13 protein-coding genes are annotated in these 19,047 nt (G+C 67.0%); 11 read left to right on the plus strand and 2 right to left on the minus strand.

Going from position 1 to position 19,047, the window contains the following annotated elements; translation table 11 throughout:
* Positions 1-25: 25 nt before the first annotated feature.
* The 5 genes from EAH73_RS09320 to EAH73_RS09340 all read left to right on the plus strand — a co-directional run bounded on the left by EAH73_RS09320 (position 26) and on the right by EAH73_RS09340 (position 7,886).
* Positions 26-1,339 (plus strand): TldD/PmbA family protein, encoded by a 1,314-nt coding sequence (locus tag EAH73_RS09320; RefSeq protein ID WP_140466216.1) that lies wholly within the window; start codon positions 26-28, stop codon positions 1,337-1,339.
* A gap of 57 nt (positions 1,340-1,396) precedes the next feature.
* Complete coding sequence (locus EAH73_RS09325; RefSeq protein WP_140466217.1) at positions 1,397-3,049, plus strand: TldD/PmbA family protein; 1,653 nt, start codon at positions 1,397-1,399, stop codon at positions 3,047-3,049.
* Between the two features lie 138 nt (positions 3,050-3,187).
* Positions 3,188-4,522 (plus strand): TldD/PmbA family protein, encoded by a 1,335-nt coding sequence (locus EAH73_RS09330; RefSeq protein ID WP_140466218.1) that lies wholly within the window; start codon positions 3,188-3,190, stop codon positions 4,520-4,522.
* A gap of 212 nt (positions 4,523-4,734) precedes the next feature.
* Positions 4,735-6,387, plus strand: a complete 1,653-nt coding sequence (locus EAH73_RS09335) for a TldD/PmbA family protein (RefSeq protein WP_140466219.1) — start codon at positions 4,735-4,737, stop codon at positions 6,385-6,387.
* 173 nt (positions 6,388-6,560) lie between these two features.
* Complete coding sequence (locus EAH73_RS09340; RefSeq protein ID WP_140466220.1) at positions 6,561-7,886, plus strand: TldD/PmbA family protein; 1,326 nt, start codon at positions 6,561-6,563, stop codon at positions 7,884-7,886.
* An 84-nt stretch (positions 7,887-7,970) separates the two neighbouring features.
* Here EAH73_RS09340 and EAH73_RS09345 read toward each other — a convergent pair whose 3' ends face one another.
* The gene (locus EAH73_RS09345) at positions 7,971-8,597 is read right to left on the minus strand and encodes a porin family protein (protein ID WP_140466221.1); all 627 of its coding nucleotides are present in this window, start codon (positions 8,595-8,597) and stop codon (positions 7,971-7,973) included.
* A gap of 252 nt (positions 8,598-8,849) precedes the next feature.
* On the opposite strand from EAH73_RS09345, the gene EAH73_RS09350 reads away from it, so the two are divergent.
* The 6 genes from EAH73_RS09350 to EAH73_RS09375 all read left to right on the plus strand — a co-directional run bounded on the left by EAH73_RS09350 (position 8,850) and on the right by EAH73_RS09375 (position 17,556).
* Positions 8,850-9,470 (plus strand): DUF4159 domain-containing protein, encoded by a 621-nt coding sequence (locus EAH73_RS09350; RefSeq protein WP_140466222.1) that lies wholly within the window; start codon positions 8,850-8,852, stop codon positions 9,468-9,470.
* A gap of 216 nt (positions 9,471-9,686) precedes the next feature.
* A complete protein-coding gene (locus EAH73_RS09355) occupies positions 9,687-10,664 on the plus strand; it encodes an AAA family ATPase (protein WP_140466223.1) in 978 nt (325 codons plus the stop codon).
* Positions 10,665-10,926: 262 nt separating this feature from the next.
* Positions 10,927-11,796 (plus strand): DUF58 domain-containing protein, encoded by an 870-nt coding sequence (locus EAH73_RS09360; protein WP_140466224.1) that lies wholly within the window; start codon positions 10,927-10,929, stop codon positions 11,794-11,796.
* Positions 11,797-11,907: 111 nt separating this feature from the next.
* Positions 11,908-13,455, plus strand: a complete 1,548-nt coding sequence (locus EAH73_RS09365) for a BatA domain-containing protein (protein ID WP_140466225.1) — start codon at positions 11,908-11,910, stop codon at positions 13,453-13,455.
* On the plus strand, positions 13,452-15,746 hold the full coding sequence (locus EAH73_RS09370) for a DUF4175 family protein (protein WP_140466226.1): 2,295 nt from the start codon (positions 13,452-13,454) through the stop codon (positions 15,744-15,746). Before EAH73_RS09365 ends, EAH73_RS09370 begins: the two co-directional genes overlap by 4 nt.
* A 4-nt stretch (positions 15,747-15,750) precedes the next feature.
* Positions 15,751-17,556: a hypothetical protein gene (locus EAH73_RS09375; RefSeq protein ID WP_140466227.1), complete on the plus strand. Its 1,806-nt coding sequence runs from the start codon at positions 15,751-15,753 to the stop codon at positions 17,554-17,556.
* A 72-nt stretch (positions 17,557-17,628) separates the two neighbouring features.
* Here the strand turns inward: EAH73_RS09375 and EAH73_RS09380 are convergent, their stop codons facing one another.
* Positions 17,629-18,825, minus strand: a complete 1,197-nt coding sequence (locus EAH73_RS09380; RefSeq protein WP_205012987.1) for a CehA/McbA family metallohydrolase — start codon at positions 18,823-18,825, stop codon at positions 17,629-17,631.
* Positions 18,826-19,047: the final 222 nt, after the last annotated feature.

The following is a 19,047-nucleotide window of genomic DNA, read 5'->3' on the forward strand; positions in this document are numbered from 1 at the left end:
AAAACCAGCAAATCAATTCCAGGCCATGCTTTCCAAAGACGACGCCCAAACCATCCTCAAGAAAGTCCTCAGCTTCAGCACCGCCGACGAGTGCGAGGCCACGCTCAACGGCAGCACGGGCGGCAACGTGCGCTCGGCGCGCAACTCCATCAGCACCGCCGGCGCGGCCGAAAACGTGTCGTTGTCGGTGCAAGCGCGCTTCGGCAAGCGCAGCGGCCTGGCCACGTGCAACGAGTTTGACGACGCTAGCCTGCGCCGCTGCGTGCAGCGGGCCGAGGAAATTGCCCGCCTCGCCCCCGAAAGCCCCGAATACGTGCCCCTGCTGGGGCCCCAAACCTACCTCGCGTCGCCGGGCTCGTTTGCGGCGCGCACGGCCGCCATCACGCCCGACTACCGGGCCGAGCAAATTGGGGCCAGCATGGCGCTGTGCGAACAGAAGAAGCTTAGCTCCGCCGGCTTTTTCAACGACTCGGCGGGCTTCGTGGCCAAGCGCAACTCGAAGGGCCTGGAGGCCTACCAGCAGCGCAGCAGCGTGGATTTCTCCATCACCGTGCGCACGGCCGACGGCACCGGCTCGGGCTACGCCATTGCCAACTACACCGATTTGGCGAAGTTTGACGCCGCCCGCCTCACGCGGGTAGCGGCCGATAAAGCGGCCTCTTCGGTGAACGCCAAGGCCATTGAGCCGGGCAAGTACACCGTGATTCTAGAGCCCGCCGCGGCCGTTGATTTGCTTAACAACATGATGAACGCCATGGACGCCCGCAACGCCGACGAAGGCCGCAGCTTCCTCAGCAAGAAAGGCGGCGGCAACAAGAAGGGCGAAAAGGTCTTCGACGAGCGGGTCACCATCTTCTCCGACCCCACGAACCCCGACGTTCCCGACCTGACCTTTGCGGGCGACGGCCGGCCGCAGCAGAAGGTGACGTGGGTGGAAAAAGGCGTGGTGAAAAACCTCTATACCTCGCGCTTCTGGGCCCAGAAATCGGGTGTGCCCGACATCCCGCCGCCCGGTGGCTGGATAATGGCCGGCGGCACCCAAAGCACTGCCGACCTCATCAAAAGCACCGCCAAGGGCATCCTGGTCACGCGCCTCTACTACATCCGGGCCGTGGACCCGCAGACGCTGCTTTACACGGGCCTGACGCGCGACGGCACGTTCTACATCGAAAACGGCCAAATCAAGTTTCCGGTGAAAAACTTCCGCTTCAACGAGAGCCCGGTCATCATGCTGAATAACCTGGAGGCGCTGGGCAAGCCGGTCCGGCTGGGCGGCAACCTAGTGCCGCCGCTCAAAATCCGCGACTTCACCTTCACCAGCTTGTCGGACGCGGTGTAATCGAAGCACTAATTCTAACGGCTTATAAAACAACTAAATACTCCTTCCCTGCACACCATGAAAAGACGCGACTTTGTGGGACTGACCGGCCTTGCCGCCGGGGCCCTGTTTCTCCCCAGCTTCCCTAGCCTTGGCGGCGTCCTGGTGGACCCCGCCCGCCTACTAGAGCCCGGCGCCGACACCGCCCAGAAAAAGCGCCTCGCCGATGCCGGCCTCAACGCCGCCAAGGCCGCCGGCGCCAGCTACGCTGACGTGCGCATCGGCCGCTACCTCAACCAGAGCGTGTTCACCCGCGAAAAGCAGGTGCAGGGCATCGCCAGCACCGAGAGCTACGGCGCGGGCGTGCGCGTGATTGCCAACGGCACCTGGGGCTTCGCCTCCACCAACACCGTGACCGAGGCGGGCATTGCGAAGGCCGCGCAGCTGGCCGTGCAAATTGCCAAGGCCAACAGCAAAGTGCAGAAGGAAAAGGTGCAGCTGGCCCCGCAGGCCGGCTTCGGCGAGGTGAGCTGGAAGGCCCCGATTCAGCAGAACGCGTTTGAGGTGCCTATCAAGGACAAGGTGGATTTACTGCTGGGCGTGAACGCGAAGGCCCTGGATTTGGGCGTGTCGTTCGTGAATTCGATTTTGTCGCAGGTGAATGAGCAGAAGTACTTTGCCAGCACCGACGGCTCGTACATCGACCAAGACATTCACCGCATTTACCCCTCGTTCGGCGTCACGGCCATCGACCGGGCCAGCGGCAAGTTCCGCTCGCGGCAGGCCCTGAGCTCGCCCGTGGGCATGGGCTACGAGTACCTCACGCCCAAAGCGGCCGACAAAGTGGCCGGCCCCACGGGCTCCGACATTGTGGGCTACAAGTACAGCTACGACATGCTGGAAGACGTGGCCGCCGCCGCCAAGCAGGTGAAGCAGAAGCTGACCGCCAAAAGCGTGGTACCGGGCAAGTACGACCTCGTGCTCGACCCGCACCACCTGGGCCTCACCATCCACGAATCGGTGGGCCACCCGCTGGAACTCGACCGCGTGCTTGGTTACGAGGCCAACTTCGCGGGCACCTCGTTTGCCACGCTGGAGTGGAAAGCCAAGGGCCTGCCCTACGGCTCGAAAGTGGTGAACATCGTGGCCGATAAAACGCAGCCGGGCACGCTGGGCGCGGTGGGCTACGACGACGAGGGCGTAAAAACCAAGCGCTGGGACCTCATCAAAGAAGGCCGGCTGGTGGATTATGAGAAGATTCGCGACCAGGCCCACATGGTGGGCCAGAAGGAATCGGACGGCTGCTGCTACGCGCAGTCGTGGCAGGACGTGCAGTTCCAGCGCATGCCCAACGTGAGCCTGCAGCCGGGCAAGGCCAAGCTGAGCGTGGACGAGCTGGTGAGCAAGGTGGACAAGGGCATTTACATCGCCGGCAACGGCTCCTTTTCCATCGACCAGCAGCGCTTCAACTTCCAGTTTGGCGGGCAGGTGTTTTACGCCATCGAGAAGGGCAAAATCACTGAAATGCTCGAGGACGTGGCCTACCAGGCCAACACCCAGGAATTCTGGAACAGCTGCGCCGCTACCTGCGACGAGAGCGACTTCCGCTTCTTCGGGGCTTTCAACGACGGCAAAGGGCAGCCCTCGCAGAGCTCGGCCGTGAGCCACGGCTCGGCCACTACCCGTTTTAACGGCGTGAACGTGATTAACACGGCCCGGAAAATTGGGTAACGCTTGAACGGTCGTGCGGGGCTTGCCGCAGCAGCTCTTCCGCTTCGTGGCAGCCATTGAGTTGCGCACGCAGTAGCGCTGCTTCGGCAAGCCCCGCACGACGTTCTGATTTTCTTCAACGAATCAGCAAATTATTACCTGGCCATGCTCTCCAAAGACGACGCCCAAACCATCCTCAAAAAAGTCCTCAGCTTCAGCACCGCCGATGAGTGCGATGCCACGCTCAGCGGCAACACGGGCGGCAACGTGCGCTCGGCGCGCAACTCCATCAGCACCGCCGGCGCGAACGATAATATTTCCCTCGCCGTGGAAAGCCGCTTCGGCAAGCGCAGCGGCGTGGCCACGTGCAACGAGTTCGACGACGCCACCCTGCGCCGCTGCGTGCAGCGGGCCGAAGAAATTGCCCGCCTCGCCCCCGAAAGCCCCGAGTACATGCCCCTGCTGGGGCCCCAAACCTACCTCGACGGCGGCCGCGCCTTCGCCGCCGCCACGGCCGCCATCACGCCCGACTACCGGGCCACACAAATTGGGGCCAGCATGGCCCTCTGCGACCAGAAGAAGCTCAGCTCCGCCGCGTTTTTGAACGACTCGGCGGGCTTCGTGGCCAAGCGCAATTCCAAAGGGCTGGAGGCTTACCAGCAGGTTTCCAACGTTACGTTCTCGGTGACGGTGCGCACCCCGGACGGCACCGGCTCGGGCTATGCCTCGGGCGATTACATCGACGCGGCGAAGATGGACGCGGCCCGCTTCACGAAGATTGCCGCCGACAAAGCCGCGTCGTCCGTGAAAGCCCGCGCTATTGAGCCCGGCAAATACACCGTAATTCTGGAGCCCAACGCGCTGCTGTCCAACGTGGATACTTCGCTGCTCGGCGCGCTCATGCAGAGCCTCGACGCCCGCAACGCCGACGAAGGCCGCAGCTTCCTCAGCAAAAAGGGCGGCGGCAACCGCAAGGGCGAAAAGCTATTTGATGAACGCGTAACGATTTATTCCGACCCGCTGAACCCGGACATCAGCGACCTGACGTTCAGCGGCGACGGGCGCCCGCAGCAGCGCACCACCTGGATTGAAAAGGGCGTGGTGAAGAACCTCTATTCCACCCGCTTCTGGGCCCAAAAGGCCGGCATCCCCGACCTGCCCCGCCCCAACGGCTGGGTGATGGAAGGCGGCACCCAAAGCACCGCCGACCTCATCAAAAGCACCGCCAAGGGCATCCTCGTCACGCGCCTGTGGTACATCCGCCCCGTCGACCCGCAAACGCTGCTGTTCACGGGCCTGACGCGCGACGGCACGTTCTACATCGAAAACGGCCAAATCAAGTTCCCAGTGAAGAACTTCCGCTTCAACGAGAGCCCGGTCATCATGCTCAACAACCTGGAGGCCATCGGTAAGCCGGTCCGCCTGGCCGGCAACCTGGTGCCGCCGCTCAAAATCCGCGACTTCACCTTCACCAGCTTGTCGGACGCGGTGTAGAACGGCTCATTTTTCTGTCATCCTGAACGCAGTGAAGGATCTGAGGACAGTAGAAAAGCGCGCAGTAACACATTTACTGCTAACCGTTCCGCTATCCTCAGATCCTTCACTGCGTTCAGGATGACAGTTCTGGGGCCCCCAGGCGAGACGTTCTTTTGTCGTTTCACGCCGACTTCACTGAATAGCACATTTTCTATCTTTTCTTTACCGCCATGAAAAGACGCGACTTTGTGGGCCTGAGCGGCCTTGCCGCCGGGGCCCTGTTTTTGCCCAGCCTGCCCGGCTTCGGCCACACCCGCGTGGACCCCGCCCGCTTGCTAGAGCCGGGGGCCGACGTGGCCCAGAAAAAACGCCTGGCCGACGCCGCCCTGAACGCCGCCAAGAGCGCCGGGGCCAACTACGCCGACGTGCGCATCGGCCGCTACCTCAACCAGTACGTATTCACCCGCGAGAAGCAGGTGCAGAACATTGTGAGCACCGAGAGCTACGGCGTGGGCATCCGGGTGCTGGTGGCGGGCTGCTGGGGCTTCGCCTCCACCAGCGTGGTGACCACCGACAGCATTGCCGCCACCGCCCAGCTGGCCGTGGCCATTGCCAAGGCCAACCGCCTGGTACAGAAGGAGCCCGTGCAGCTGGCTCCCCAGGCCGGCTACGGCGAGGTGAGCTGGAAAACGCCCATCCAGCAGAACGCCTTCGAGGTGCCCATTAAGCAGAAGGTGGACTTGCTGCTGGAAGCCAACGCCCGGGCCCTGGACGCGGGCGCCAGCTACATCGGCACCAGCCTGTTCCAGGTGAACGAGCAGAAGTATTTTGCGAGCACCGACGGCTCCTACATCGACCAGGACGTGCACCGCATCTGGCCCACGTTCAGCGTCACGGCCATCGATAAGGCCTCGGGCAAGTTCCGCTCGCGCGAGGCCCTCAGCTCGCCCATGGGCCTGGGCTACGAATACCTCACGCCCAGCACCAGCGAGCAGGTGCCGGGCCCCACCGGCACCGATCTGGTGGGCTATAAGCTGCGCTACGACCTGCTGGCCGACGCCGCCCTGGCCGGCAAACAGGCCAAGCAAAAGCTCACCACCAAGAGCGTGACGCCGGGCAAGTACGACCTCGTGCTTGACCCCGGCCACCTGGGCCTCACCATCCACGAGAGCGTGGGCCACCCGCTCGAACTCGACCGCGTGCTGGGCTACGAGGCCAACTACGCCGGCACCTCGTTCGCCACCCTGGATTGGAAAGCCAAGGGCCTGCCCTACGGCTCGAAGCAAGTCAACATCGTGGCCGATAAGCTGCAACCGGGCTCGGTGGGGGCCGTGGGCTACGACGACGAAGGCGTGAAAACCGGCCGCTGGGACCTCATCAAGGAGGGCAAGCTGGTGAACTACGAGAAGATCCGCGACCAGGCGCACATCGTGGGCCAAAAGGCGTCGGACGGCTGCTGCTACGCCGACTCGTGGAGCTCGGTGCAATTCCAGCGCATGCCCAACGTGAGCCTGCAGCCCGGCGCGGCCAAGCTGAGCGTGGACGACATGATCAAGGGCGTGGACAAGGGCATTTACATCGCCGGCGCGGGCTCTTTCTCCATTGATCAGCAGCGTTTTAACTTCCAATTTGGCGGCCAGATGTTCTACGCCATCGAGAAGGGCAAAATCACGGGGCCCCTGGAAGACGTGGCGTACCAGTCGAACACCCAGGAATTCTGGGGCGCCTGCCACTCGGTGTGCGACCAGTCGGACTACCGCTTGTTCGGCACGTTCTTCGACGGCAAGGGCCAGCCGGCCCAGATTTCGGCCGTAAGCCACGGCTCGGCCACCACGCGCTTCAACGGCGTGAACGTCATCAACACGGCCCGGAAGATTGGGTAGTTTCTTATTGAAGCAGCTAATGGAAAGTTGTCATCCTGAGCACAGCGAAGGATCTTTTCACCGCTGCCCAACTCGCCGTGACCAATAATTTACTGCGAGCGGTTCGACCGTCTATGGGTCCTTCGCTGTGCCCAGGATGACAACTTTTTACTTCTTCGCTTAACTCCATTTCCATGCCCATCCTTTCCCAAACCGACGCCCAAGCCCTGCTCAAGCAAGTGCTGGGCTACAGCACGGCCGACGAGTGCGAGGCCTCGCTGAACGGGCGCACAACTGGCAACATCCGCTACGCCCGCAACAGCGTGAGCACGGCCGGCGCCCAAGACACGATTTCGCTGGCCGTGGAGGCGCGCTTCGGCAAGCGCAGCGGCACGGCCACGTGCAACGAGTTTGACGAGGCCACGCTGAAGCGCTGCGTGCAGCGGGCCGAGGAAATTGCCCGCCTCGCCCCCGAAAGCCCCGAGTACGTGCCCCTGCTGGGGCCCCAAACCTACCTCAAGCCGCCCTCGGCGGCGCCCACGGTGCTTTCGCCCACCGCCCGCGCCCAGGCCGCGGCCGACAGCATCAACCTGTGCGCGGCCAAAAGCCTGACCGCCGCGGGCTTCCTCGACGGCGGCACCAGCTTCGTGGCCAAGCGCAACAACAAGGGACTCGACGCCTACCAGCAGTCCACCAACACCGACTTTTCGGTGACGGTGCGCACCGCCGACGGCCGCGGCTCGGGCTACGCCATTGCCGACGTGACCGATGCCGCCAAGCTGAACGCCAAGGCCCTGACGCAGCGCGCGGCCGACAAAGCCGCCGGCTCGCTCAACGCCAAGGCCATCGAGCCGGGCAAGTACACCGTCATCCTGGAGCCGGCCGCACTAATGGCCGGCGACGACCTATCGCTGCTCGGGGGCCTGTTCTACGGCCTCGACGCGCGCTCGGCCGACGAGGGCCGCAGCTTCCTCGCCAAGAAGGGCGGCGGCAACCGCAAGGGCGAAAAGCTGTTCGACGAGAAGGTGACGATCTACTCCGACCCCATGAACGCCGAGGTGCCCGGCAACGCCTTCGACGGCGACGGCCTGCCCACGCAGCGCATGAGCTGGGTGGAGAAGGGCGTGGTGAAAAACATGCTCTACTCGCGCTACTGGGCCCAGAAAAACAACGTGCCCGCCACGCCGTTCCCGAGCGGTTTCGTCATGAGCGGCGGCACGCAAAGCACTGCCGAGCTCATCAAGGGCACTGCCAAGGGCATCTTAATCACGCGCTTGTGGTACATCCGCGAGGTGGACCCGCAGACGCTGCTCTACACCGGGCTTACGCGCGACGGCACGTTCTACATCGAGAACGGGGCCATCAAGTTCCCCATCAAGAACATGCGCTTCAACGAGAGCCCCATCATCATGCTCAACAACCTGGAGGCCATCGGCCGGCCCCAGCGCTTGGCCGGCTGCCTGGTGCCGCCGCTCAAAATCCGCGACTTCACCTTCACCAGCCTTTCCGACGCCGTGTAAAAAGTTAAAAGTTGAGAGTTAAAAAGCAGGATGCCTAAATGCAGAGTGCCTTTTTAACTTTTAACTCTCGACTTTTAACTCTCATTACTTGCCGAACTGGAGGCCAACGTAGGCCTGGAACACGCGGTTTTGCAACTTGGGGTCGTTGATGCCGGTCAGATTGCGGGCGTCGTTGATGTCGTTGAGGCCCGCCACGAGGCGGCCGCCCACCGTGAGGTTGCCGAGCTTGAGGCCCACGCCGCCGGCGATGCTGATGTCGGTTTTCTTGTACTGGTCCTTCACGTTCTGGCCGTCCACGTTGGCGTAGGCAGCCGAGCCGTTGGTGCCGCTGATTTCCACTTGGCCGTCGCGGGTGGCGTCCACGAGCAGGCCAAACTGCGGGCCGGCTTCCACAAACACGGGGCCCAGCGTGGCCTTGAGCAGCACCGGCACCGAGAAGTAGTGCAACTTGGTGTCGTAGTCGGTGAAGGCGCCCTTCAGGTTGCCGCCCTGCTGCGAGTACTGGATTTCGGGCTGGATGGACAGGGGCCCAACTAGGTGGCCCTGGAAGATGAGGCCGACGTGGTAGTACGTTTTGTAGGACGCCGACTCGCCGTCGCGGCCCTTCATTTCGGCTGCGTTGATGCCGGCCTTCACGCCGAACTGGGCCTGGGCCTTGGGAGCAAATGCCACCGCCAGGGCGGCGGCGAGGGGGAAAGCGAGGAGTTTCATAATCGTTTAAGAATAGAATAATGAGGGGATGGGTGGCGCAAAAGTGAAGCCACGAACGCCAACGCAGCCCGCTTCCGAAAGTTGTGCCGGGGCCCCGGCTGGGCCAGCGCCCGGGGCCGCGCCGGGCCCGGGCTACCCGGGGCCCTAGCAGTATTTTTTTGGGCCGGGGGCCCTAAAATGCCCGGCGGTGGCGCAACCCTGGCATTTTTCTGGTTTCATTTGGGAAGTTTATCCGTTCGCTTTTATTCCTGCATGCCCGTTCCCTTCACGTTTGTGCGCCTCAGCTACCACTCCGGCGATTGGGACGCGGTGGACGAGCGCATGCCCGCCAACCTGCTGCACTCGCTGGTGCAGTACACCAAAGTGCCCGTCGAGCCCAAGGAAAAAGTGGTGGCCCTCGACAGCCCCGCGCTGTTCGGCTACCCGTTCTGCTACCTGAGCGGGCACCGGCTGGTGCAGTTTTCGGCGGCCGAGAAAAAGAACTTTACGCAGTACGTGCGCAACGGCGGCTTCGTGTTTGTGGACGACTGCAACCACGACATCGACGGCCTATTTGCCCGCTCGTTTGAGGAGCAGATGCGCGTGTGCTTTGGGCCCCAGGCGCTGAAAAAAATCCCCAAAACCCACCCCATCTACTCGCAATTTTTCCAGTTCAAGGACGGGCCCCCGAACACGGGCTTCGAGCTGAACGGCTGGGGCGACGACTTGGTGCACGACTACCTCAAAGGCGTCGAAATCAAGGGCCGTCTGGGCGTGCTGTATTCCAACAAGGATTACGGCTGCGAGTGGGACTACGACTTCCGCAACAAGCGCTTTTTGGCCGAGGACAACACCAAGTTTGGGGTCAACATCCTGCTGTACGCGCTGACCTAATGACGATTATACGCAACAAAAACCGTCATGCAGAGCGCAGCGAAGCATCTCTACTGCTGAACTAACTGTATTTACTGCCGCAGTAGAGATGCTTCGCTGCGCTCTGCATGACGGCCTAATTGATTTTTTGAGTTACCGATACAGTTTTCCCGCGTTTTCGATTCCGCCGCCCTTCTTTCCATCCGCGCCTGTTCCTTCGCTTCTGAATCTTTTTACATGACCGAACAAGACGTTAACACGTTGCTGGCCAAGCTGCCGGTATTGAAAGCCGAGATTGGCAAAGTCATCGTGGGGCAGTCGGCGGTGCTCGACGAAGTGCTGGTGGCGCTGCTGGCCGGCGGCCACGCCCTGCTGGAAGGCGTGCCCGGCCTGGCCAAAACCCTGCTGGTGCGCACGCTGGCCTCGGCCACCGATTTGCCGTTTCGCCGCATCCAGTTCACGCCCGATTTGATGCCCACCGACATCCTCGGCACCGAGGTGCTGGAGGAAGACCACGGCACGGGCCACCGCTCGTTCAAGTTCAACCCGGGGCCCATTTTCGCCAGCCTGGTGCTGGCCGACGAAATCAACCGCACGCCGCCCAAAACCCAGGCCGCCCTGCTGGAGGCCATGCAGGAAGGCCACGTAACCTACGCCGGCCAGGAGCACGCGCTGCCCAAGCCGTTCTTTTTGCTGGCCACCCAAAACCCCATCGAGCAGAGCGGCACCTACCCGCTGCCCGAGGCCCAGCTCGACCGCTTTCTGCTGTACGTGCGCATCGGCTACCCCACCGAGCAGGAGGAAATGGCCGTGCTGAGCGGCACCACCGGCACCGCTGGGGCCCAGGTGCGCCCGGTGCTGGGCGGCGACGACGTGCGCCAGCTCCAGCAGTTGGTGCGCCAGGTGGGCCTCAGCCCCGAGCTGCTCAGCTTCGTGAACCGGCTGGTGCGCGCCACCCGCCCGGCCACGTCGGAAGTGAAGTTCATTCAGGACTACGGCCGCTGGGGCGCGGGGCCCCGGGCGGGCCAGGCGCTCATCCTCTGCGCCAAGGCGCGGGCGCTGCTGCAGGGCCGCTTCGCCGCTACGCTGGACGACATCCGGGCCCTGGCCCCGCCCGTGCTGCGCCACCGCGTGCTGCTGAACTTCAACGCCGAAGCCGAGAACCTGACGCCCGACGACGCCGTGGCCGCGCTGCTGCAAGCGGTACAGGTGTAGCGTGGACTCTGCGAGTCCGCGCGGTTGAATGGTACCCATGGTGCTATCCGCACGATTGAACGGGCCCCATGGATAGCGCTAATAGAACGTCAGGCAGAGCGCAGCGAAGCATCTCTACCGCAGCAGTAAATGATGGCAGTAGATGATGATTGGTGCACCAGTAGAGATGCTTCGCTGCGCTCTGCATGACGGCCTGGGGAGTAGGCCTGAGAGAATCCGCCAGGGGCCCTAAATCCAACAACTAGCAACGGACAACTAAAAAATGCTCAGCCCGGAACTCCTGCACGCCTTGCGCAACCTGCCGCTGGCCGCCAAACAGGCGGCGGAGGGCTTCCTCGCGGGCGCCCACGCCAGCCGGCGGCACGGCGTGGGCATGGAGTTCAGCCAGTACCGGCCCTACCAGCCGGGCGACGACCTGCGGCGGCTGGACTGGCGCCTAGCGGCCCGCTCGGACCGCTACTACCTGCGCGAATCGGAGGTAGACACCAGCCTGACCGTGCACCTGCTGCTCGACGCCAGCGCCAGCATGAACCACCGCGACGCCAACGGCCTCACTAAGCTCGACTACGGCCGGCTGCTGCTGGGGGCCCTGGCCTACCTGGCCCAGCACCAGGGCGACGCGGTGGGCCTGACCATCCTCAGCCCCAGCGGCTTGCGCCACCTGCCGGCCCGCGCCGACAACCGCCAGCTGCCGCGTCTCTACCACGCCCTCGAAACAGCTGAGGCCGCCGGCACCTTCCCCGACGCAACCACGCTGGCCCCCCTCACCGCCCGCCGCCAACGGGCCCTGACGGTGTGCGTGAGCGACTTGTACGAGGACGACGGCGAAATAAACCGCCTCCTCAAGCGCCTGCGCGCCGTGAGTGGCGACGTGCTGCTGCTACACTTAGTGGCCGATAATGAGCTGACCTTCAACCACCGCGGCGCCGTGACGCTGCGCGACCTCGAAACCGGCCAAACCTTGCAAATCGACGCCGACCAGCAGCGCGCCGCTTACCAAGCCCAGCTGCAAGCCTGGCTGACCGACACCGCCCAGGCTGCCCGCCGCCAGGGCTTCGACTACCACTTGCTAAACACCGCCGCACCGCTGGATGGGGCCCTGCGCGAGTTTTTGCGGCGCCGGGCAAGTTGATTATTTTCATTCCGAAGAGAAGAATCAGGACTGCTTTCCCGCCCCATTGAACTCAGCCTCTCTTCGTTCGGAATGACAGCAGTATAGCCAGAATTCATAACGTAACAAAACTTGCTCACCCTCACCTCCCCTTCTGCGCTGCTGGCTTTGCTGGGCCTTTTGGTGCCGCTGGCCATCTACCTCTGGAACCGGCGGCCGGGGCCCGAGGTGGCGGTGGGCAGCCTGCGCTGGCTGGCCGCGGGCGCCAACCGCCGCCTGCGCAACCTGAAGCCCGAGCAGCTGGCGCTGCTGCTGCTGCGCGCCGCGGTGCTGGGGGCCCTGGCGGTGGCGGTGGCCGGGCCGGCGTGGCGGCAGGTGCGCCCCGCCGGCCGCGGCCAGGTGCTGGTGGGCCCCGAGCTGGCGGGCACCCCGGCGCTGGCCGCCACCCGGCCCGGGCTCGATTCCTTGCGCCGCCGCGGCTACGCGCTGCGCTGGCTAGCCCCCGGCCTGCCGGCGGTGGCGGCCGATTCGTTGGGCCGCTACCGGGGCCCGGCGGTGGGCAGCTTTGCCTGGGCGCGGGTGCAGCAAGCGGTGGATTCGTTTCCGGGGCAGCCGCTGCGCGTGGTGGTGAGCAGCACCTTGCGCGGCTTGGCGGGGCCCCACCCGCCGCTGCCGGCCGCCGTGCGCTGGCAGCTGCTGAACCCGGGGGCCCTGGCGGCCACCTGGCTGGCCGAAGCGGCGGGCACGCCCGATAGCCTGCGCCTGCTGGTGGGCCGCAGCACCGCCACCCAAACGACTTTCCGCACCCTGGCCGTGGCCCGCCCCGCCGGCGGCGCGCCGCTGCGCGCGCCGGGCCTGGGGCCCCTGCGCTACCTCACCGCGGCCGACGGCACCGGCCAGCTGCGGCCCGATTCTGCGACCCAGGGCCCCGGCCTCGCTGTGACGGGGCCCCTGCGCGCCGTGCTCTACGCCACGCCCAGCCACGCCGAGGAGGCCCGCTACCTGCGGGCAGCGTTGCAAGCGGCCGCCCTGGGGCTGCCGGTGTCGTTGCAGCTGACCACGGCCACGGCCGCACCAGCCCCCGCGGCGGGCGTCAATTGGCTGTTTTGGCTGTCCGACGCGCCCGTGCCGGCCGCTTGGCGGGCCGCGGTGGCGCGGGGGGCGCACGTGTGGCAAGCCGCGGCGGGGCCCGGCGTTGCCGACACGTCCCAACTAGTAGCCCCGGCCGCCGAAGCCACTGCCGTGGCGCTGTTTCGGCGCACCAAGGGCCCCGCGCTGGCCGGGGCTGCGCCGCTGTGGGCCGATGGCCGGGGCCGGCCGGTGCTGGCGCGTCAGGCGGTGGGCCAGGGCGCTTTTTACCAGCTAACTACCCGCCTGCAACCCGCCTGGAGCGAGCTGGCCGACAGCCCAGCCCTGCCCGCTTTGCTGCTGGAAGTGCTCCGTTCCGAGCCTGCGGCCGATGCCCCGGCCGCCCTCAGCGTCCACGACCAGCGCCGCTTCGACCCCGCCCAACTGTCCTCGACTTTGGGGCCCCAGGTAGCAGCTAGCATCTTGCCTATTAGCGCTTTCACATTTACCGATTTACGGCCGTGGCTAGTGCTACTGGCCGCGCTGCTGTTTGCCGTGGAGCGCTGGGTGGCCCGGCGCGCGGCCGCTTCATCCTCCATTTCTGCCGCATGACGCCCACTGCTTCCGTTGCCGAAACTCCCGCGCTGGCCGCGTCGCGCCACCAGCTGGGGGCCCTGGGCCGCCGCTACGCGCTGCGCCGGGCCGCCGCCTTGCTGCTGCCGGCGCTGGCCGGGGCCCTGCTGCTGGCCGGCCTGGCCCAGCACTGGCCCGGCGCCACTTGGCCGCTGGTGGGCGCGGGGGCGCTGGCCCTGGGCCTGGCCGCGTGGCGCCTGGCGCCGCTGGGGCCCCTGCCCGCCGCCGCTGTGGCCCGCCGCCTCGACCGCCGGTACCCGTCGCTCGAAGACAGCGCCGGCCTGCTCCTGCTGCCCCCCGAAAACCTGAGCTTGCTGGAGCAATTCCAGCAGCAGCGGGTGGCCGGGCGTTTGGAGCAATTAGCTGACGGCGAAGAACAACCGCTGCCCGTTGACTTCCGCCGGCCGGGTTTGCTGGCCCTGGGGCTGTTGGTGGCCGGGGCCGCCGCCTGGTTCTGGCCCGCGGCGGGGCCCCGGGCGGCCGCGCCGGCCGCCGTGCCCGTGCATTTTACCGCACCAGCGGCCCGTCCGGGGGCCCCGGCGCCCGCCCGCATCCTCGAAACCCAGCTGCTGGTGACGCCCCCGGCCTACACCCGGCGGGCGGCGTTTGCCCCGGCGCAGGCCTCGTTTCGGTGCCCACAGGGGGCGCGGGTGCGCTGGCGGGTGCGCGTGAGCCGGGCTGCGGCCAGCGGGGCCCCGGTGCTGGAAATGGGCGGCCGCCGGGTAGCTTTCCAACCGGTGGCGGGAGCGGCCAACACCTTTGAAACCGAGCAGATTCTGAACGCCTCGGTGCTGTACCGGTTGCGGTTTGCGGACACCGTGTCCGACGACTACTCCGTTGACGTGCAGGCCGACCAGGCCCCCGCGGTGCGCATCCTCACGCCCAAAGCCTACACGCTGGTGCCCGCCCGCGAGGCCCGGTCCGAGGTGCCGGTGCGCGCCCTGCTGCGCGACGATTACGGCCTGAGCCACGCCGAGCTGGTCATCACCGTGGCCCAGGGCGCGGGCGAGGCGGTGAAATTCCGCGAGGTGCGGCGCGACTTGAGCGGAGCCCTAGGGCCCCAGCCGGCGCAAACCACGGTGGGCAGCTTGCTCAACCTGAAGCAATTGGGCCTGACTTACGGCGACGAATTGTACTTCTACATCGCGGCCCGCGACAACGCCGGCCACAGCGCCCGCTCCGACGCCTACCTGGTGCAGTGGCAAGACACTGCCCAGGCCGCCGGCGTGGCTGGCCTGATGGGGGGGCCTAAGGTGGCCCCGGCCTACTTCCGTAGCCAGCGCCAGCTCATCATCGATACCCAAAAGCTGCTAGCCGAGCGCAAAAACCTCACCTCCAGTGAACTGACTACCCGCGCCAACGACCTCGGGGCCGATCAGCAGGCGCTGCGCTTGCGCTACGGCAAGTTTATGGGCGAGGAGCTGGAGCCCGGCATAGGCGTGACGGCGGGGCCCGAAACCGAGGCCCATCCCGCGCCCCGCGCCGAGTCGCACTCGCCCATTGCGGAGGACGACGATGCGCCGGCACCCGCCGCCACGCCCGCGAGCCATGATGACCACGACCACGAGGCCAGCGCGCCGACCGGCCGCAACGCGTCGCCCACGGCCGAGACCGACGCCCTGATGGAGCCCTACATCCACAAGCACGACGATTCCGAAACCGCTGATTTCCTGGAGCCCGCCGTGAAAACCAAGCTCCGCGCCGTGCTCGACCAGATGTGGGCCGCCGAGCTGCGCCTGCGCACCGGCCAGCTCACCGCCGCCCTGCCCTACGAGTACAAGGCCCTGCGCCTGCTCAAGGAGGTGCAGCAGCAAACCCGCGCCTTCGTCAAGAAAGCCGGCTTCGCCCCGCCCGCCGCGCCCGAGCCCAACCTGCGCCTCACTGGCGACCTGAAGGGCGCGGCCGCCCCGCGCTTGCAGGCGCAAGTGGCCGCGCCCGCCGCCCAGCCGGCCGTGCGCGGGGCCCTGGCCTGGCTGGCGGCCAGCGCCGCCGGCCAGCCCGCCCGCCCCGCCGACGCCCGCCTGCTGGAGCCCGCCGGCGCCGCCCTGGCCCAGGCCGCCGTGCAGCGGCCGGGAGCCTACTTGGGGGCCCTGCGCGACTTGCGCCGCTTGCTAAGCGACGTGCGCGCCGCCCGCCCGCCCTGCCCCGACTGCCGCAGCACGGTGGCCCGCGCCCTCACCGACCTGCTGCCCCCGCCACCGCCCGCCGACGCGGCCCCGCCCGCCCCCGACCGGTTGGCGCGACGCTATTTCCAGAATTTAAGCCGTTGATTGCTTGGCCATTCCTTCCCCGATTTTGATTCAGTACGGCCTGGCCGGCGCGTGCCTGCTGCTGGGCCTTGGGCTGGTGGCGGCCGCTTGGCGCCGGCCCAGCCGCCGCCAGCGCGGGTTGCGGGCGCTGGCCGGGGCCCTGGCGGCGGCCGCCCTGTGGCTCACGGCCTACCCGCCCCAGCGCGCCGTGCCCGCCGCCCGCGCCGAAGCCATCGTGCTGACGCCTGGCTACCAGCCCGATACCCTGGCCCAGCTGCGGCGCTGGCTCGGGGCGGGCACGCCCGTGTGGCGCTACGCCGGGGCCCCGGGCCCGGCGGGCGCCCGGCCGCTGGGCAGCCTGCTGGCCCTGGCCGAGCAGCGCCCGGCCCTGCGCCGCGTGCACGTGCTGGGCGAGGGCCTGCCCGCCGCCGCGCTGCCGCAGCTGGGGGCCCTGGCGGTGCAAGTGCACGCCGCGCCCGCCTTTGCGGGGTTTGCCACGGCTACCTGGCCGCGGCGCGTGCAGCTGGGCGAGCCGCTGCTGGTGGAAGGCACCGCCGCCGGGGCCGCCGGGGCCCCGGCCTGGGCAAGCCTGCGCGCCGACGGCGCCGGGCGCGACTCGGTGCGGGTGCCGGCCGGCGGCGGACCGTTTCGGCTGCGCTACCGGCCCAAGGCGGCCGGGCTGGCGCGCTACCAGCTGGTGCTGCGCCAAGCTGGCCAAGCCGTGCGGGCCGAGCCGGTGCCGCTGGAAGTGACCGCCGCGCCCCGCCCGCCGGTGCTGCTACTGAGCGCCGCGCCATCATTTGAATTCAAGTTTTTGAAGAACCACCTCGCCGGGCAGCCGCGGGCCGTGGCCGTGCGCACGGGCGTTAGCCGGGGCCTGACGCAAACCGAATTCCTCAACCAGCCCGCCCAGGATTTGGGTCGCCTCACGCCCGCCCTGCTGGCCCGCTACGCCGTGGTGGTGGCCGATGTGGCGTCGCTCGCTAGCCTCTCCGCGGCCGAAAACCAGGCCCTGCGCGGGGCCCTGCAAGCCGGCCGCCTGGGCCTGGTGCTGCTGGCCGACGCCGCGCCGCTGCCCGCCGCCACCCCGGCGCGGGCCGATTTTGCCGTGGTGCCGCGCCCCGCGGCCGTGGCGCCCCAGCTACTGGCCTGGCCCGACGCCCCCGCGGCCGTGCGCGCCCCACTGCCCGCCACGCTGCGCCCCGGCGCCACGCTGCAACCGCTGGTGCAGGGCCCCAGCGCGGCGCTGGTGGCCGCCAAGCGCCGCTTCGGGCTGGGTGCGGTGGTGGTGTCGGTGGTGCCCGAAACCTTCCGTTGGGCCCTGGCTGGGCAGGACGCTGGGTACGCTTCGTTTTGGAACCGGCTGCTGGCCGCGGCCACACCCGCCGCGCCGGCCGCCGCTACCTGGCGCGTGGCCACGGCTTGGCCCAAGACGCAGAATGCCACGGGGTTGCAGCTGGCCGCGGGCACCTTCCCAGGCACACCGCCCACCGTGCGGGCCCTGGCCGGGGGCCCCGCCGTGGCCCTGCCGCTCCGCCAAGACCCGCGCCTGCCCGAGTGGAGCACCGCCGTGTTTTGGCCCGCCGCGGCCGGCTGGCACCAGGTTCAGGGCCCCGGCAAAGCCAGTTTTTCCTTCTACGTTTTCGAGCCCGGCGACTGGCAGGGACCCGAGGCCCAGCAGCGCCGGCTGGCCGCCGCGCAGCGCGCGACGGCCGCCCCTGGCGCGGCGCTGGCCGCGGCCGACGCGGTGCAGGAACCCTGGCCGGCGGGCTGGTTTTTCGGTTTGTTCCTGCTCGCCGCGGGGTATTTATGGCTGGAAGAGAAGCTCTAACAAGCCGACACCGGGCCCCGGTACCAGGGCCGGGCGGCGCCCCTGAGGCCTCGGGGAGCCGCCAGTTATGGCCTAGAAGTTCGGGTCGAAGTTGAAGTAGAGTGGGTTCGAGAGGCCCACCATGGGGCTGCTCAGCGCCATCGACTCCGGCACTTGCGGGTAGGGCGTGGCGGGGCCCTCAACCTGCACGCGGTAGTAGGTGCGGCCCGTGGCGGCGGGGGTATCGGTGAACTCCCCGACCGGGTGCCGGCCGCTGAGCTGCAGCGTGTCGAACGCGCCGCCGTTCTTTATCACTGCCACGCGGTAGGTGGCGTCGGGCGCCATTTTGCCCGCCAGCTGCACCCGGAACCGCACGGGCCGGCCCGTAGCCGCCACGTTATCGCCCATCATCATGTCGAGCCGGCCGTCCTGGTTGAGGTCCGCGGACAGCTCCACGCGCGGGGCGAAGGGGTTGGCGCTGACGGACACCCGCCCGTTGGTCAGCGCGTCCACCACGGCCTGCGTGGTGCGGGCCGTGGCAAACACCCACGTGGTGGGGGTGCCCACGTAGTTGGCCGTGGCCTGCACGCTGTTGGCCGTGGCCTGGGCCGGCGTGTCGGGCCGGCCATGGTGGGCGTCGCTGCCCCCGCGCCCCGTCAGCTTGCGCCCCGACGAGAGCATGTCGTCCCAGATCATCAGCGCGTTGGCATTCTTAGCCCAAATCACTGAATTCCAGACCTCCAGCGACTCTAGCATGTCGTAAGAGTAGCCGAAATGGTCCTTGCCGCTCGGGTGGTTGGCCGAGAGGTGCACGCCGAGCTGCCGCTTAACGGCGCCGACCACCACGTCGCGCTGGTCGCGCACTTGGTAGAGGCGCCGGTGGTCATAGGGCTGGGCCGAAAACGCGTTGCCGTGGCCGCGGGTGGTGGTCCACTCCGCCGCGTAGAGCAGCAGCACCGACGGGGACGTGAACTCCGGATCGGCCCAAGTGTGGTGGGCCACGTCCCCGTCCACGTGGTTGTCGTGGTCCGTAATGGCCAGGTAATCCATGCCCACGCTTTGCGAAAAGGCGAGGATCTTGCCCACGGAGTTATTGGTTGATTCCGTGCTGTGGCGCGAGTGCACGTGCAAATCGCCCTTGAGCCAAACGCCCTGTGTGAGGCTGGCGGGCGGCGCCAGCCGGGGCAGCGCGTCGGAAACCCACGGACTGGCCGGGCCTGCTTGGCCGAACCCGAGCCGCGACAGGCCGAGCAGCCACAGCCCAAGGGCAATACTTCTTTGCTTCTTCAAAACGTACGGAATGGGTAAGGCGTCCAGCAACCCGGACCTTTCCAGGGTGGACTGGGGCAAAAGTAGAACCCGCCGGACGCACCGGCGCCACGGGCACAATTACTTAGCACTGCGGTAATCCAGGGCCAACCAAAAGGCTGGGCAACGCCAATCAATGGCACACCAAAAAACATCCTTTTTCATTGAAAACCAATACCTTGCAGCGATGGCCGCGTGGCACTT

This window comes from Hymenobacter nivis, assembly GCF_006439025.1.
Lineage (GTDB): Bacteria > Bacteroidota > Bacteroidia > Cytophagales > Hymenobacteraceae > Hymenobacter > Hymenobacter nivis_A.

Bases quoted from the DNA above. Each gene is read 5' to 3' on its own strand.
- EAH73_RS09320 (WP_140466216.1), top strand. From the start codon at position 26: ATGCTTTCCAAAGACGACGCCCAAACCATCCTCAAGAAAGTCCTCAGC.
- EAH73_RS09325 (WP_140466217.1), top strand. From the start codon at position 1,397: ATGAAAAGACGCGACTTTGTGGGACTGACCGGCCTTGCCGCCGGGGCC.
- EAH73_RS09335 (WP_140466219.1), top strand. From the start codon at position 4,735: ATGAAAAGACGCGACTTTGTGGGCCTGAGCGGCCTTGCCGCCGGGGCC.
- EAH73_RS09340 (WP_140466220.1), top strand. From the start codon at position 6,561: ATGCCCATCCTTTCCCAAACCGACGCCCAAGCCCTGCTCAAGCAAGTG.
- EAH73_RS09345 (WP_140466221.1), bottom strand. From the start codon at position 8,597: ATGAAACTCCTCGCTTTCCCCCTCGCCGCCGCCCTGGCGGTGGCATTT.
- EAH73_RS09350 (WP_140466222.1), top strand. From the start codon at position 8,850: ATGCCCGTTCCCTTCACGTTTGTGCGCCTCAGCTACCACTCCGGCGAT.
- EAH73_RS09355 (WP_140466223.1), top strand. From the start codon at position 9,687: ATGACCGAACAAGACGTTAACACGTTGCTGGCCAAGCTGCCGGTATTG.
- EAH73_RS09360 (WP_140466224.1), top strand. From the start codon at position 10,927: ATGCTCAGCCCGGAACTCCTGCACGCCTTGCGCAACCTGCCGCTGGCC.
- EAH73_RS09370 (WP_140466226.1), top strand. From the start codon at position 13,452: ATGACGCCCACTGCTTCCGTTGCCGAAACTCCCGCGCTGGCCGCGTCG.